Raw genomic sequence first — 15221 nt, forward strand, 5'->3', positions numbered from 1 at the left:
AGCGGCGCGTCACAGGGCCGCGCGGAACAGCGCGGCGATGTCGGTGCAGTCGGCGTCGCGGGGGTTGGTCGACAGGCACGCGTCGCCGAGGGTGGTCACGGCCAGGGTCTCGATGTCGGACTCCCGCACGCCCAGCTCGGCCAGCCCGCGCGGACAGCCCAGGTCCCCGGCCAGCCGGCCGACGGCCTCGGCGGCCTCCTCGGCGGCCACGTCGGCCGGCAGCCCGGTGACGTCGATGCCCATGGCCCGGGCTACGGGGGTGAACCGGTCCGGCGCGCTGCGCGCGTTGAACCGGATGACGTGCGGCAGCAGGACGCCGTTGACGACGCCGTGCGGCAGGTCGAGCAGCCCGCCGACCTGGTGGCTCATCGCGTGCGTGGCGCCGAGGATCGCGTTGGTGAAGGCCAGCCCCGCCTCGAGGCTGGCCTGCGCCATCGCCGTGCGCGCGGCCGGGTCCTCCGGCCGGTCGAGGGTGCCGCGCAGCCAGTGGCAGATCAGCTCGATGGCGTGCAGCGCGTGCACGTCGGTGAGCGGGCCGGACGCCCGGGAGACGAAGGCCTCGATGCCGTGCGTCAGCGCGTCCAGGCCGGTGGCGGCGGCGAGGTCGTCGGGCATCGTGGTGAGCAGCCGCGGGTCGGTGATCGAGATGTCGGGGACCAGCGCCCGGCCGATCAGGGTCGACTTGAGCCGGCGCGTGGTGTCGGTGATGACGGCGAACTGCGAGACGTCGGCGCCGGTGCCCGCGGTGCTCGGGCACATCACGGTCGGGGGGATCGCCGCGGTGACCTTGTCGACGCCCTCGTAGTCGAGGATCTGCCCGCCGTTGCCGGCCACGACCGCGATCGCCTTGGCCGCGTCGATCACCGACCCGCCGCCGAGGCCGACGAGGACGTCGCAGCCGCTCTCCAGGTAGCGCTCCGCGCCCGCGGCGACCTCGTGGTCCTTGGGGTTCGGGGTCAGCTCCTGCCAGACCGTCGCCCGCAGTCCGGCCTCGGCGAGGTGGCCGGCCAGCTCCTCCCACCAGCCGGCCTGCACCAGCCCGGCGTCGGTGACGACGAACGGCCGCTGCGCACCCAGCCGCCGGGCGGCCCAGCCGGCCTCGGACAGCGAGCCCCAGCCGAAGACGACCTCGGGCACCAGGTACTTGGTGAACGCGGCGACGGCCGGGGCCGGGCGCACCGCACCACCGGCCGGGGAGGCGAACCGGGCCGGAGCGGCGGCGGTCGTCGACGCCCTGCTCGGGGTGCGCACGGCAGCGGGCACGACGACCTCCGGGCTCTCGGCGGTGCCGCCCAGACTAGCCCGCCGGTGACCGCTGTCACACGGCCGGATGGCGCACGACCTTCCGCCGTCAGCGGTCGAGCCACTCCCCCAGCCCGACGAGCAGCCGGTCGACGTCGTCGTCGTCGTTGTACGGCGCGAGGCCGACCCGCAGGCCGCCGGTGTCCCCGAGACCGAGGTGGCGGGAGGCCTCGATCGCGTAGAAGGACCCGGCGGGCGCGTTGACCCCGCGCGCGGCGAGGGCGCGGTACGCGTCGGCGGCGTCGCGCCCGTCGAAGGTGAGCAGCAGGGTGGGCGTGCGCCGCTCCGCCCGGGACCACACGGTGACGCCGGGCAGTGCACGGACGCCGTCCTCGATCCGCTCCCGCAGCCGGTCCTCGTGCGCCTCCAGCGCCGCCATCCCGGCCTCCAGCCGCGCCCTGCGGTCGCCCTCCGGGCCGCCCAGACCGGCGAGGAAGTCGACCGCGGCGGTGGTGCCGGCCAGCAGCTCGTAGGGCAGCGTGCCCAGCTCGAACCGCTCGGGGACGGCGTCGGTGGAGGGCAGCAGCTTGTCGGGGTGCAGCGTCCCCAGCAGGCCGGGGTCCGCGACGACGCAGCCCAGGTGCGGGCCGAGGAACTTGTACGGCGAGCAGGCGTAGAGGTCGGCGCCCAGCGCGCGCACGTCGACGGCGGCGTGCGCGGTCAGGTGCACGCCGTCGACGTACGCGAGGGCCCCGGCCTCGTGGGCCAGAGCGCTGATCGCGGCGACGTCGGGCCGGGTGCCGATGAGGTTGGAGGCGCCGGTGACGGCGACCAGCCGGGTGCGGTCGCAGAGGACGCGCCCGACCGCCTCGGGGGCCAGCTCCCCGGTGGCCGGGTCGAAGTCCGCCCAGCGGACGGTCGCCCCGCGGGCCTGCGCGGCCTGCACCCACGGGCGGACGTTCGCGTCGTGGTCCAGCCGGGTCACCACGACCTCGTCGCCGGGGCCCCAGCCGACCGAGAGCACGCGGGAGAGGTCGTAGGTCAGCTGGGTCGTGCTGCGGCCGAACACCACGCCGCCGGGGTCCCCGGCGACGAGGTCGGCGACCGCCTGCCGCGCGGCGAGGACGACGTCGTCGGCGTTGCGCTCGGCCTGGGTGACCCGCCCGCGGTTGGCGATCGGCGAGGTGAGCGTGGCCGCCACCGCGGCGGCCACCGACTCGGGCACCTGGGAGCCGCCGGGGCCGTCGAAGTGGGCGGTCCCGGCGCGCAGGGCGGGGAAGCAGGCGCGGACGGCGCTGGCGTCGTAGCTCACCGGAGGAGCATGCCGGGTCGCGGTGGGTGCACGCAGCGCGGTGTCCCTCGATCGCCGGGTGTGCGCCCGCGGTCGTCCCGACGGGGCCGGGGGCCACCCCGGGTGCACCGTGGCGGCAGCTCACCGCCCGCCGCTCAGGACGCCGAGCGCACGATCCGGTCCGGCCGGACGACGACGGACGTCGCCCCTGCCCGGCGCAGCCACGTGGTGAGCGCCCCGTCGACGTCGGCCACCTCGACCTCGCGCCCCCCGCGCGGGCGCACCGCCAGCCGACCGGGGGCGAGCAGCCGCAGCCGCGCCGTCCCGGGGCCGAGGACGTCGTCCACCGGCACCGCACGGCCGTCGACCGCCACGGCAGCGCGCGGCAGGAGGGACCCCGCCAGCCGCCGGCCGGCGCGGCCGCGGCGCACGACCAGCGGACCGCGGCGCAGCGGCGGGGTGCGGCTGTCGGTGGCGAAGCGCGCGACGGCGGGCACCCGCCCCACCCCGGCCAGCACGACGCGGCGCAGCAGCGCGGCGCCGCCGCTCCCCCCGGTCATCAGCCGGCCCAGCAGCAGCGCCAGCCGCACCATCGCCCGCGCGTGCGGCTCGCGCTCGGCCTGGTGGGTGTCGAGCAGCCGCTCGGGGGCCGTCCCCGCCAGGACGGCGGCCAGCTTCCAGGCCAGCTGGTGGACGTCGCGCAGCCCGAGCCCCAGGCCCTGCCCGATGAACGGCGGGGTCAGGTGCGCGGCGTCCCCGGCGAGCAGCACCCTCCCCGACCGCCAGCGGCCGGCCACCTGGGCCCGGTAGACGTACTCGGCGACCCGCTCGACCTCGGCGTCCGCGGCGCCGTACGGGGCCAGCAGCGCGGGCAGCCGGGCGACGAGGTCGTCACGGGTCTCGCCGGGCAGCAGGCGGAACTCGAAGCGGTAGCGGTCCCCGGACACCGGCATGGCGGTCGCCGCCCGGTGCGGATCGCAGACCTGGTGCACCCCGGGCCACAACGGCAGCGGCCGCACCGATCGCAGGTCGGCCACCAGCCAGCGGTCGGGCCGGCCCAGGTCGCGCATGCGGGCCCCGACCAGCGCCCGCACCGTGCTGTTCGCACCGTCGCAGCCGAGCACCGCCGCGGCCCGCAGCTGCGAGCGCGCACCGGAGGCCCGGTCGGCGACGGTCAGCGTGACCCCGCCGCCCTGCGCCAGGTCCACGAGCTCGCAGCCGGTGCGGAGCTCGACGCCCGGCTCCCGCCGGACGGCGGCCAGCAGCAGCTCCTCGAGGTCGGGCTGGGAGAACAACGACCCCTGAGGCCAGCCGTGCGGTCCGGACGACGACGAGCGGGTGAACTGCGCGAGCACCCGGCCGCGCCCGTCGAGCAGCCGCAGTCCCCGCATCGGGCGGCTGAGCGCGAGGAAGCCGTCGGCGACCCCGGCGTCGGCGAGCGCGCGCAGGGCCTCGTCGTCCAGGTGCACCGCGCGGGGCTGCCCGTAGGGCGCGGCCTGCCGCTCCAGCACCAGCACCGGCAGGCCGCCGCGGGCGAGCAGCAGCGCCGCCGTCAGCCCGACCGGCCCGGCGCCGACGACGACCACCGGGCTCCCCGACACGGCGCCAGTCTCCCGGACCGCGAGTGGCACCTCGACGTTGCACGCTGCGTTGCGGCCCACTTGACGACCACCCCCCGCCCGCTCAGGGTGTGGCGCGGCGCACACTCGGTGAGCTGTGCTCGTGTGGACGACCCGCCGGCGTGGCCGGGTCAGGACGGAGGGACGATCGGGTGAAGACCAAGGGCGCGATCCTGTGGGGTGTCGGCGAGGAGTGGTCGATCGAGGAGATCGAGCTCGGGGATCCCAGGGAGGGTGAGGTCCAGGTCCAGCTGGCCGCCTCGGGGCTGTGCCACAGCGACGAGCACCTGGTCACCGGCGGCACGCCCGTCGCCTTCTACCCGGTCATCGGCGGGCACGAGGGCGCCGGCGTCGTCACCAAGGTCGGTCCCGGGGTGACCGGCCTGCAGGAGGGCGACCACGTCGTCACCGCGTTCATCCCCGCCTGCGGGCAGTGCCCGCCGTGTTCGAAGGGGATGCAGAACCTCTGCGACCTGGGCGCGAACCTGCTCGCCGGCACGTCGATCTCCGACGGCAGCTACCGCATCCAGGCCCGCGGCAAGGACGTCATCCCGATGTGCCTGCTCGGCACGTTCTCGCCCTACATGACCGTGCACCAGGCGTCGGTCGTCAAGATCGAGCCGGACATCCCGCTCGACATCGCCGCGCTGGTCGGCTGCGGCGTCACCACCGGCTGGGGCTCGGCCACCAAGGTCGCCGACGTCCGGCCCGGCGAGAACGTCATCGTCATGGGCGCCGGTGGTGTCGGCATGAACGCCGTCCAGGGCGCGGCGGCGGCCGGGGCCAAGCGGGTCATGGTGATCGAGCCGGTGGCGAAGAAGCGCGAGTGGGCCATGGACCTGGGCGCCACGCACGTCTTCGAGTCGGCCGAGGAGGCGACCGACAAGGTCAACGAGCTGACCTGGGGCCGCATGGCCGACAAGACGATCATCACCGTCGGCGACATCCAGGGCGAGGACATCCAGACCGCGCTCAGCCTGACCGGCAAGGGCGGCCGCGCCGTCGTCACCGGGATGGGCAACGCCGCCAACACCGACGTCAAGCTGAGCCTGTTCGAGCTGACCCTGCTGCAGAAGGACCTGCAGGGCGCCATCTTCGGCGGCCTGGCCCCACGCGCGGCGATCCCCGAGCTGCTCTCGCTCTACCAGGAGGGGCAGCTCAAGCTCGACGAGCTCGCGACCACGCGGTACTCGCTCGAGGACATCAACCAGGGCTACCAGGACATGCGCGACGGCAAGAACATCCGCGGGATGGTCGTCTACACCGACGCCGACCGCTGAGAGAGCACCCCGTCCTCCTCACCGTGGGAGGACCCCGGACGGGGGCCGACGGAGGCGGCTGCGGGTCCTGCCGCCGTCCCCGGTGGGCGGGTACGTCCACCGGGGACCCGGCCGACCCCTAGCCGAGGACGCGGGTCAGCGCCGGCCCGACGTCGGTCAGCGTGCGGACCAGCTCTGCGGACCCGCCACCGCGGGCGGCCAGCGCCCGGGCCGCGACCTCGGCCTCCGGCGTGGGCAGCGGACACAGCACGTGCAGCCGGTCGATGCCGGCCAGTGCCGACTCGGGGGCGTCCCCCGTGGTGTGCAGACAGTCCGACAGCAGGACGACGACGCGCTCGTCGGCCACCGCGGACAGCAGCTGGGTGCGGGCACCCCGCAGGGCGGCGGCCAGGTCGGTCATCCCGTGCCCGCGCAGTCCGATCAACTGCCCGACCAGGTCCTCCGCCGGGCGCCGATGGCCCAGGCGCTGCAGCACCTCCACCCGGCCGGAGAACGTGAGCACGCTGGTCTCCAGCCGCTCGTCGGCGGCCAGCACCACGCCCGCGGCGGCGACCGCCGCGATGGCCACCGCCAGGCCGTTCATCGACCCCGAGCTGTCCACGACCAGGCACACCGCCCGGCGCGCACCGCTCCAGCGGCGGGTCACCAGGTCGTCGGTGGACGGCGGCCAGGTCCCCGACCAGCGGTCGAGGGTGCGGTCGAGGTCCAGGTCGCCCTCGGCGTACCGGTCGTGCACCAGTCGGCGGGTACCCCGGGTGCGGGTGCGACCCACCCGGCCCACCTGGATGAACACGCGACAGGCCAGCCTGCGGGCCGCCGCCCGCAGGTCGCGGTCCATCGCCAGCGCCATGTCGGCGAGCAGCGCAGCAGCGGCATCGGGGTCCTGCCCCATCAGCTCGGCGAACGCCTCCTGGTCGAGCTCACCGACCTCGGGACTGACCTCCTCGAAGGAGGCGTGCCGCATGGCCATCTCCCGGCGGCTGGTCTGCCGGCGGGCGCCACCACCGCCGCGCCGGTCACGACGCAGCGCGGACGCCGACTCGGTCTCCGGGCCCGCCGTCTCCGACGGCAGGCCCTCACCTTTTCCCGGGGAGTCCCCCTCGGCCCCGGCCTCGCTGCCGGCCGGTTCGTCCTCCTCGGGCGGCGGCGCGTCCTCGGGCCAGGCCTCGTCGAGGATCTCGTCCAGGACCGACTCGGGGGTGCGCTCCACGCCCTCGGTGACCCGGACCCGGCCGGAGAGCGCGGCGTGGGTGGCGTCTCGTGCGGCCTCGCGGGCGCCCGGTGCGGACAGGCCGTAGCCGCCGCGCAGGCGCAACAGCCCGCCGAGCAGCAGGACCAGGTCGATCGCGCCGCGCACCGAGGAACCGGTGCGCAGGTCGCGGTGCTCGCGGGTGGCCCGGACCAGCCGCACGGCCAGGCCGATCGGCGACGGGTCGGCTCCGGTGACCGCCGCGACGATGGCGCGTTCGGCGGCCGCGTCCTGGTAGCCGAGGACGACGCGGCACATGCGGTCGGCGATCGCCTGGCCGACGCGCGCGGTGCCGATGGCGTCGAACGGGTTCATGGCGGCGATCAGCCGGAAGCCGGCCGTCGCCCGGACCAGACCCAGCCGCGGGACGGTGATCTCGCCTTCCGTGAGCACCGTGATGAGGACGTTGAGCGTCTCCTCGGGGATCCGGTTGAGCTCCTCGAGGTAGAGCAGGCCCGAGCCGCGCATCGCGGTCAGCAGCGGCCCGTCGGTGAAGCTGCTGGGGACGTACCCGTCGGCCATGACGGCGGCCGGGTCGTACTGGCCCACCAGACGTGCCGGGGTCAGCTCGGCGTTGCCCTCGACGAAGACGACCTCCTTGCCGACCTCGTCGGCGATCGCCCGCAGCAGGGTGGACTTCCCGGTGCCGGGCGGCCCCTCCAGGACGACGTGCCGGTTGGTCTGCAGCGCGACGGTGAGCACCTCGCGCTCCCGGCGCAGCCCGATGACCGGGCTGGTGGCGGGGGGACTGTCGGCTGTCACGGGCTCCCTCTCGTCGCGGTGGGCCGGTCGGACGGCGGGGCGGCCCGCGGCCGGGTCCGGACGACACCCGGACCCGGCCGCGGGGTGTGCCTGAATCAGGCGCCGGCGCCCTCGAGCGGTGCGGTGTCGTAGACGATGACACCGCGGATGTTCCGGCCGTCCACCAGGTCCTGGTAACCCTCGTTGACCTGGTCCAGCGTGTAGGTCTTGGTGATCAGCTCGTCGAGCTTGAGGTCACCGGCCTGGTAGAGCTCAACCATCTTGGGGATGTCGTGGAACGGGTCCCCGGAGCCGAAGAGGCTGCCCTTCACCGTCTTCTCGAAGAGGGTCAGCATCGCGCTGTTGAGCTCGATGTTGGTCTTCGTCGGGTCGGCGAGGCCGGTGATGACCACCGTGCCCCCCTTGCGGATCGTGCCGACGGCGTTGGACACGACGGCGGAGTCGACGACCCCCACGGTGATGATCGCCTTGTCCGCGCCGACCCCGTTGGTCAGCTGCTGGATGAGGTCGTGCGCCTCCTCGGCGGTCTCACAGCTGTGCGTCGCGCCGAGCTGTTCGGCGGCCTCGCGCTTGTTCGGCAGCGGGTCGATCGCCACGACGTTGCGGGCACCGGCGAGCGCGGCCCCCTGCACCGAGTTGATGCCGATGCCGCCGATGCCGTAGATGGCGATGGTGTCGCCCGGTTCGGTGGCGGCGGCGTGCACCGAGGAGCCCCAGCCCGTGGGGACGCCGCAGCCGATCAGGACGACCTTCTCCAGCGGCAGGTCCGGGTCGACCTTGACGGCGGAGTTCTCGCTGATCACCGCACGCTCGGAGAACGTGCCCAGCATGCACATGCCGCCGAGGTCCTCGCCGTCGGAGTGGAAGCGGTACGTGCCGTCGGGCAGGCACCCGTCGAGGATCGTCGCGCCCTGGTCACAGAGGTTCGAGCGGCCGGTGGAACACCACCTGCAGTGGCCGCACACGGGCAGGAACGAGCAGATGACGTGGTCCCCGGGCTGCAGGCGGGTGACACCGGGGCCGACCGCCTCGATGACCCCGGCGCCCTCGTGGCCGCCGACGATCGGGAACCGCGGCACGATGTCGCCGTGACGCAGGTGCTCGTCGGAGTGGCACAGGCCCGCGGCGACGTACCGGATGAGCACCTCCCCGGCCTTGGGCTCGTCCAGGTCGAGCTCGACGATCTCGAAGGGCTGGTGGACGTCGCGCAGGACGGCTGCTCTGGTCTTCATCGATCCTCCAGGTCACGGAACGCCATGCGGGTGGGCCGGGGGTCGCTGCTGTCGCAGGTCGTGCCCCCGAGACCCTCGTGCCGGGCCAGTGTGTCCTGGGTCACGCCGGATCGCAGGTGGTCACGCCCTGGCTCGGGGCGCGGGACGGACCGGCTCCCCCGCGCGGGCCGGGTCGAGCCGGACGGCGGTGGCGAGGACGGCGGGACCGACCCGCAGGACACCGTCCGACAGCGCGGCGCAGCGCACGCCGCCGCGCCCCCGCAGGGCCCGGTGCGCGCCCGGCGCCAGGACGACGTCCATCCAGGCGCAGGGGTGGGCCGGTCGCCCGCCGTCGAGCAGCACCGGCCCGGACCCGGTTTTCAGCGCGAACCGCTGCCCGCGCAGCGCCTCCACCTCCGCACCCCGCAGGACGACGGTGCGCCGGGCCAGCAGCGGGTCGAACGGGGCGGCGCCGATCTCGGCGGCGACGGCCTCCAGCGCCTCGACGGCGAGCACGGTCAGCTGCGCGTCGCGGTGCGCCGGGCGTCCGGCGTAGCGGTCACCGACCACGCCGTACCCGGCCCGCACCTCGATCGCCTCGCGCCGGTCGCCGTCCTGGTCGGGGACGGGGCCGGCGGGCCGGCCGTCGTATCGGTGCACCGGCGAGGCCAGCAGCGCGACGACCTCGACCTCGTACCGGTACCGCAGGGGGAGGACCCCCTCCTCCTCACCCCTCGGGCGCCCGGGGCGGGCCCCGGGAGGGGGCCTAACGTTCGGCCGTCCGGTGGATGGGTCCCTCGGTGCCGGTGAGCCGCTCCCCCGAGCCGCCCCAGCGCCCGGCGATGACCTCGGCGGCGATCGAGATGGCGGTCTCCTCGGGCGTGCGGGCGCCGAGGTCCAGCCCGATCGGGGAGGAGAGCCGGGCCATCTCCTCCTTGGACAGCCCCGCCGCCTCCAGCCGGGCCAGGCGCTCCTCGTGCGTGCGCCGCGAGCCCATCGCGCCCACGTAGGCGACCGGCAGCCGCAGCGCGACCTCCAGCAGCGGGACGTCGAACTTCGGGTCGTGGGTGAGCACGCACAGCACGGTGCGCTCGTCGATCCGGCCGGCGTCGACCTCGGCCTGCAGGTAGCGGTGCGGCCACTCGACGACCACCTCGTGCGCGTCGGGGAAGCGCTTGGGCGTGGCGAAGACCGGCCGGGCGTCGCAGACGGTGACCCGGTAGCCGAGGAAGGCGCCGACCCGGGCGACGGCGGCGGCGAAGTCGATGGCGCCGAAGACCACCATCCGGGCGGCCGGCGCGAAGGCGTTGACGAACAGCGACAGGTCGTCGCCGCGGCGCTCACCGTCGTGGCCGACGTGCAGCATCCCGGTGCGGCCGGCGGCCAGCATGCCGCGCGCGTCGTCGGCGACCGCGTCGTCCAGGCGTTGCAGACCGAGGGTGCCGGAGCTGCGGTCGGGCCAGACGACCAGCCGCCGTCCCACCCGGTCCTCCGGGCCGGCGACGCAGGTGACGACGGCGACCGGCTCGTGCTGCGCCACCGACTCGGCCACCTCGCCGAGCTCGGGGAAGGACTCCCGCGACACCGGCTCGACGAAGACGTCGAGGATCCCGCCGCAGGTCAGCCCCACCGCGAAGGCGTCGTCGTCGCTGACGCCGTACCGCTCGAGGGTGGGGACGCCGGTCTCGACGACGTCCTTGGCCTCCTCGTAGACCGCGCCCTCGACGCAGCCGCCGGAGACGCTGCCGACGGCCGTGCCGTCGGGTCCGACGAGCATCGAGGCGCCGGCCGGGCGGGGGGCGGACCGCCAGGTGGCCACCACCGTGCCCATGCCGACGGTCTCGCCCGCCTGCCACCAGCCGATCAGGTCCTCGAGCACGTCACGCACGGCTGCCCTCCTCTGGGCTCACGCACGGGAGATGACCCCCGCCAGCTGCTGGAACGCGGCCAGGCTGTGTCCGGCCACGAAGTGGTCGACCGACGGCAGTGCCGCCTGCATCCCGCCGGTGAGCGGCTCGTAGCCCTCCCGGCCCTTGTGCGGGTTCACCCACACGACCGTGTGCGCCAGCCGTCGCAGCCGGGTCATCTGCTCGGCGAGCACGTCGGTGCCGCCGCGCTCCCAGCCGTCGCTGCACACGACGACGACCGCGCCGCGGGCGGTGCCGCGCTGGCCCCACCGGTCGAGGAAGGCCTTGAGGACCTCGCCCAGCCGGGTGCCGCCGGACCAGTCGGGGATCGCCGAGCCGCTGGCGGCCAGCGCCTTGTCGGGGTCGCGCAGCCGCAGCTCGCGGGTCACCCGGGTCAGCCGCGTCCCGACGGTGAACACCTCGGTCGCCGCGGGATGCGCCCGGACGGCGGCGTGCGCGAAGCGCAGCAGCGCGTCGGCGTAGGGGCTCATCGAGCCCGAGACGTCGATCAGCAGGACGACGCGGCGCGGTCGCGGCCGGGCCCGCCGGTGCAGCAGCCGGATGACCTCGCCGCCGTCGTGCAGCGCGCGGCGCACGGTGCGCGAGGCGTGGACGGCGCCGTGCGCGCTGGGCCGGCGTCGGCGCGAGGGCCGCATCGGCGCGGCCGGCGCCAGCAGCGCGAACAGCCGGCGCAGCTGCTCGCGCTCGGCCCCGGTCAGGTCGGCGACGTCCCGGTGGCGCAGCACCTCGTCGGCGCTGGCCTGGCCGGCGAGGTCGGGCGGCGACTCGCCGTCCCCCTGGCCCTGCCCGGGGTCCAGCGGCGCGGTCGTGACCGTCCGCTGCCGCTGCTGCGCCGCCGGCGGAACCGGCCGCGGCGACTCGCCGCCGAAGTACGCGGCGAAGGCGGCGTCGTAGCGGTCCAGGTCGTCCGGGCCCGCGCACAGCGTCAACCGGCCGCTCCAGTACACGTCGGTCGCGTCGAGGACGTCGAGCGCGGCGACGGCGGCCAGCATCGCCTCGACCCGGTCCGGGGAGGCGGCCACCCCGGCGACCCGGAGGGTGCGCGCGAAGCCCAGCACCGTGTCGACGACATCCCGGGGAGGACGGGGTCCTCCTTCAGCCCCCACCGAACAGCGCTCCCCGGGCCATCGCGTGCACGCGGTCGGTGTCCTCCCGGTACTTGAGCACCGCGCCCAGCGTGCGCGCGGCGACGTCGGGGTCCAGCTCCCGGGCGCCGAGCGTGTGCAGCGCGGTCGCCCAGTCCATGGCCTCGGCGACCCCCGGCGGCTTGAGCAGGTCGAGGGTGCGCAGCTTCGCCGTCGCGCGGGCCACCTCGCGGGCCAGCTGATCGGTCACGTCCGGCAGCCGGCGGCGCAGGATCGCCACCTCGCGGTCGAAGTCCGGGTGCTGCAGCCAGTGGTACAGGCAGCGCCGCTTGAGGGCGTCGTGCACCTCCCGGGTCCGGTTGGAGGTGAGGACGACGAGCGGCGGGGTGACGGCGCGGACGGTGCCGAGCTCGGGGATGGAGATGGTGAAGTCGGAGAGGACCTCGAGCAGGAACGCCTCGAACTCGTCGTCGGCGCGGTCGACCTCGTCGACCAGCAACACGCTCGGGGAGTCCTCCAGCGCCTGGAGCAGGGGGCGGGCGAGCAGGAACCGGCGGTCGTAGAGGGACGCCTCGAGCTGCTCGGTGTCGCCCGTGGCGTGCGCGGCCTCGGCGGCGCGCAGGTGCAGCAGCTGCCGCCCGAAGTCCCAGTCGTAGAGCGCCTGGCTGGCCTCGAGGCCCTCGTAGCACTGCAGCCGGTACAGCGGCCGGCCGGTGACCTCCGCCAGCGCCTGCGCCAGCGCCGTCTTGCCGACGCCGGCCTCGCCCTCGAGGAACAGCGGGCGGTGCATGACCAGGGCCAGGTACGCGGCGGTCGCCAGGCCCTCGTCGGGCAGGTAGCCCGTGCCCTCCAGGGCCGCGGCGAGCTCGTCGGGCCCGCCGATCCCGCCGTTCGCACCGGGCACCGGCCGCACCGTGGTCTCGCTCACGTCCCGAGCATCCCACCCGCCCGCCTGCACGGCCCTGCCCGGTCGGGTGGTCCTGCCACCGGCCCGGAACGGCAGATGGCCGGCCGGGATCGGGTCCTCGGCCGGCCACCGCCGTCCGGTGCCCGGTCCTACCGGGCGCAGGGGGTCAGGGACCCGCGATCAGCGGCCGATCCTGCCGTCGTTGTCGCGGTCGAGGGTGTCCTTGGCCTTCTGCACGAACCCGCGGTCGTCCCCACCGGCCGTGCCGGTGCCACCGTCGACCTCGATCTCCTCCTTGCGGACGTCGGCCGACACCCGCTCCTGCTCGGTGACGGTGTCCTTGTCCAGGCGGACCCGCTCGACCGGCACGGCCTCCTTCTCCACCACGGGGCGCTCGGCGTGGAGCGTGACCTCGTGCTCCTCCTCGGAGATCGCCGGCCCGTCCATCGCGTTGCCGACGTTGGCGTCGGTGATCGGCTCGCGCTCGACCCGGACCTCCTCGCGCGACACCGGCACGGTCTCGGTCACGTTCTCGGTGACCACGTACTTGCGCAGCCGCGCCCGGCCGACCTCCTCGCTGCGGGTGCCCACGTTGATCCGCTCCTCGGAGCGGGTCATCGCCTCGTCGGTGGTGGGCCCGGAGGTGTCGTGGCCCACCGCGCGGCCCTGCACGTCGTCGCGGATCCCGTCCCGGTCACGGTCGGCGCGGCCGGCGGCGTCCGCCGTGCCCGCGGCGCCGGCAGCACCCGCCATGCCCGCGGTGCCGGCAGCACCCGCCATGCCTGGGGTGCCGGCAGTACCCGCCGTGCCGGTCGTCGTGGTCTGGGTGGTCGTCGAGGGGTCGACGACGTCCCTCGTGCCGCCGGTGCCGGACACACCAGCGGTCTCGGTCGTCGTCGTGGGGTCCATGACCGCCGTCTGGTCGCGGTCGGCGCGGCCCACGGTGGTGTCGGTCATCGCGCCCTGGCCGGAGCCGTACCCGTAGTAGCGGTAGAGCTCCTGCTCCTCCTGCGGCGACAGGTGCCCGTCGGTGTCGACCCGCGGGGCGTCCTTGACCTGGCTCTTGCTCACCGGTACGCGCAGGCCGTCGTCGGTGAGGTCGGCGTCCCGGAGGGGGACGAAGGACTCCTTGGTGCCGAACAGGCCGGTGCGGACCGTCACCCACTCCGGCTGGCCGCTCTCGTCGTCGAGGTAGACCTCCGAGGCCGAGCCGATCTTGTCACCGCTCTGGTCGTAGACGTCCTTGCCGATCACACGGCTGATGGCTTCGGTGCCGATCATGGTGGCTGTCGCTCCCATCTGAGCTGGTGTGTGTCCCTGTCGATCACTGGGGTGACCGCCCGGCGGGTCACGAAACGGCCACGGTCGTCGCGACACGCCCGACAGGGGCTTGTGCCGGGCCGCCCCGAGGCCCCTCGGGCCGTTCCGTGTTCCGTCTGCCCAGCTCACCGGGGGGGGCAACAGAGGGTTCCGGAGGGGACGTGTGCCGCGTCACCTTCCGCCACGGTCTGTCACGTAGAGCGCCTCGGGCGTGTCGGACATGGTCCCGCCCCGGCGCGTCGCGGCCGTTGCCGACGGGATCCGTGCCCATCCTGGAGGGCGTGCCTCCCCGCTCGCCGTACGACGACCTGGTGCACCCGCGCACCGTGAAGAAGCCGAGCCCGCAGGTCGAGGCCGAGCGCGACCTGGTCGTGGAGGACCCGAGCTCCGGGTTCGTCGGCGCCGTCGTGCGCTGCGAGAAGGACGTCGTCCACCTCGAGGACCGGTTCGGCCGCGTCCGCGCCTACCCGCTCGGGCCCGGGTTCTGGGTCGACGGCCGGCCGGTCGTCCTGGTGCGGCCGAAGCCGAAGGCGCCGGTCGCCCCGACCCGCAGCGCGTCGGGCTCGACCTACGTCGCCGGCGCCCGCGCGCGCGTCGCCCGCGAGGGGCGCATCTACGTCGAGGGCAAGCACGACGCCGAGCTGGTCGAGAAGGTCTGGGGCCACGACCTGCGGATCGAGGGCGTCGTCGTCGAGCCGCTGCACGGCGTCGACGACCTGCCGGGCATCGTGCGCGACTTCCGCCCGGCGTCGGGACGGCGGCTCGGGGTGCTGGTCGACCACCTGGTGACCGGCTCGAAGGAGTCGCGCATCGCGGCACGGATCACCGGCGACCACGCGCTCGTCGTCGGCCACCCGTTCATCGACATCTGGCAGGCCGTCAAGCCGTCGGTCGTCGGGATCCGGGCGTGGCCGACGGTGCCCAAGGGCGAGTCGTGGAAGGAGGGCGTCTGCCGACGGCTGGGCTGGGAGGACGACACCGGCTACGTCTGGGCGCAGCGCATCCTCGCGCGGGTCCGCACCTGGACCGACCTGGAGCCCGCGCTCATCGGCCGGGTCGAGGAGCTCATCGACTTCGTCACGGAGTCACCGTGATCCTGCCGTCGGCGAGCGGCGGGTCATCCGGGTCTCCCGGGCACTGAGACCACGACGACGCGCCGCCCGGTGGCGTCCGGACGTGCCCGTGCGGGCAGCGGGCTCCCGTCATCGTCTCGATCCCTTGGGTCGATGAGCCAGAACCGGGTGCCGTGGTGAGCGTCCTCCTGCTGCTGCCCGTCCTCGCCGGGACGGCGGCGCTGGTCGTCACCGGCATCGTGCGGCGCTCGCCG

The 15221-nt window shown here is 75.1% G+C and carries 12 protein-coding genes; 2 read left to right on the forward strand and 10 right to left on the reverse strand.

Features of this window, described 5'->3' with window-relative positions; genetic code table 11:
• Window positions 1-9: 9 nt before the first annotated feature.
• The 3 genes from ACWIX3_RS03325 to ACWIX3_RS03335 form a co-directional block, all read right to left on the reverse strand.
• A complete protein-coding gene (locus ACWIX3_RS03325; RefSeq protein WP_448610662.1) occupies window positions 10-1263 on the reverse strand; it encodes an iron-containing alcohol dehydrogenase in 1254 nt (417 codons plus the stop codon).
• Window positions 1264-1351: 88 nt separating this feature from the next.
• Window positions 1352-2554, reverse strand: coding sequence for a cysteine desulfurase-like protein (locus tag ACWIX3_RS03330; protein ID WP_448610663.1), 1203 nt, complete (start codon window positions 2552-2554; stop codon window positions 1352-1354).
• Window positions 2555-2688: 134 nt separating this feature from the next.
• A complete protein-coding gene (locus tag ACWIX3_RS03335) occupies window positions 2689-4134 on the reverse strand; it encodes a bifunctional 3-(3-hydroxy-phenyl)propionate/3-hydroxycinnamic acid hydroxylase (RefSeq protein WP_448610664.1) in 1446 nt (481 codons plus the stop codon).
• Window positions 4135-4304: 170 nt separating this feature from the next.
• On the opposite strand from ACWIX3_RS03335, the gene ACWIX3_RS03340 reads away from it, so the two are divergent.
• A complete protein-coding gene (locus ACWIX3_RS03340; RefSeq protein WP_448610665.1) occupies window positions 4305-5432 on the forward strand; it encodes an NDMA-dependent alcohol dehydrogenase in 1128 nt (375 codons plus the stop codon).
• 118 nt (window positions 5433-5550) lie between these two features.
• On the opposite strand, the gene ACWIX3_RS03345 is transcribed toward ACWIX3_RS03340, so the two are convergent.
• From ACWIX3_RS03345 to ACWIX3_RS03375, 7 genes are all read right to left on the reverse strand, one after another.
• Entirely contained in the window at window positions 5551-7443 is a 1893-nt protein-coding gene (locus ACWIX3_RS03345) for an AAA family ATPase (protein ID WP_448610666.1), read from the reverse strand.
• Between the two features lie 95 nt (window positions 7444-7538).
• Complete coding sequence (locus ACWIX3_RS03350) at window positions 7539-8675, reverse strand: NDMA-dependent alcohol dehydrogenase (protein ID WP_448610667.1); 1137 nt, start codon at window positions 8673-8675, stop codon at window positions 7539-7541.
• 120 nt (window positions 8676-8795) lie between these two features.
• On the reverse strand, window positions 8796-9314 hold the full coding sequence (locus ACWIX3_RS03355; RefSeq protein WP_448610668.1) for an MOSC domain-containing protein: 519 nt from the start codon (window positions 9312-9314) through the stop codon (window positions 8796-8798).
• 106 nt (window positions 9315-9420) lie between these two features.
• Window positions 9421-10542 (reverse strand): XdhC family protein, encoded by a 1122-nt coding sequence (locus tag ACWIX3_RS03360; RefSeq protein WP_448610669.1) that lies wholly within the window; start codon window positions 10540-10542, stop codon window positions 9421-9423.
• A gap of 18 nt (window positions 10543-10560) precedes the next feature.
• Window positions 10561-11640 carry a vWA domain-containing protein gene (locus tag ACWIX3_RS03365; protein ID WP_448610670.1) on the reverse strand — a complete coding sequence of 360 codons (1080 nt, stop codon included), beginning with the start codon at window positions 11638-11640 and terminating at the stop codon, window positions 10561-10563.
• Window positions 11641-11677: 37 nt separating this feature from the next.
• Complete coding sequence (locus ACWIX3_RS03370) at window positions 11678-12595, reverse strand: AAA family ATPase (protein WP_448610671.1); 918 nt, start codon at window positions 12593-12595, stop codon at window positions 11678-11680.
• A gap of 159 nt (window positions 12596-12754) precedes the next feature.
• Complete coding sequence (locus ACWIX3_RS03375) at window positions 12755-13855, reverse strand: DUF2382 domain-containing protein (RefSeq protein WP_448610672.1); 1101 nt, start codon at window positions 13853-13855, stop codon at window positions 12755-12757.
• A gap of 320 nt (window positions 13856-14175) precedes the next feature.
• Between ACWIX3_RS03375 and ACWIX3_RS03380 the strand changes: the two genes are divergently transcribed.
• Window positions 14176-14988 (forward strand): DUF3097 domain-containing protein, encoded by an 813-nt coding sequence (locus ACWIX3_RS03380; protein WP_448610673.1) that lies wholly within the window; start codon window positions 14176-14178, stop codon window positions 14986-14988.
• Window positions 14989-15221 lie beyond the last annotated feature (233 nt).

The organism is Geodermatophilus sp. URMC 60, assembly GCF_053502585.1.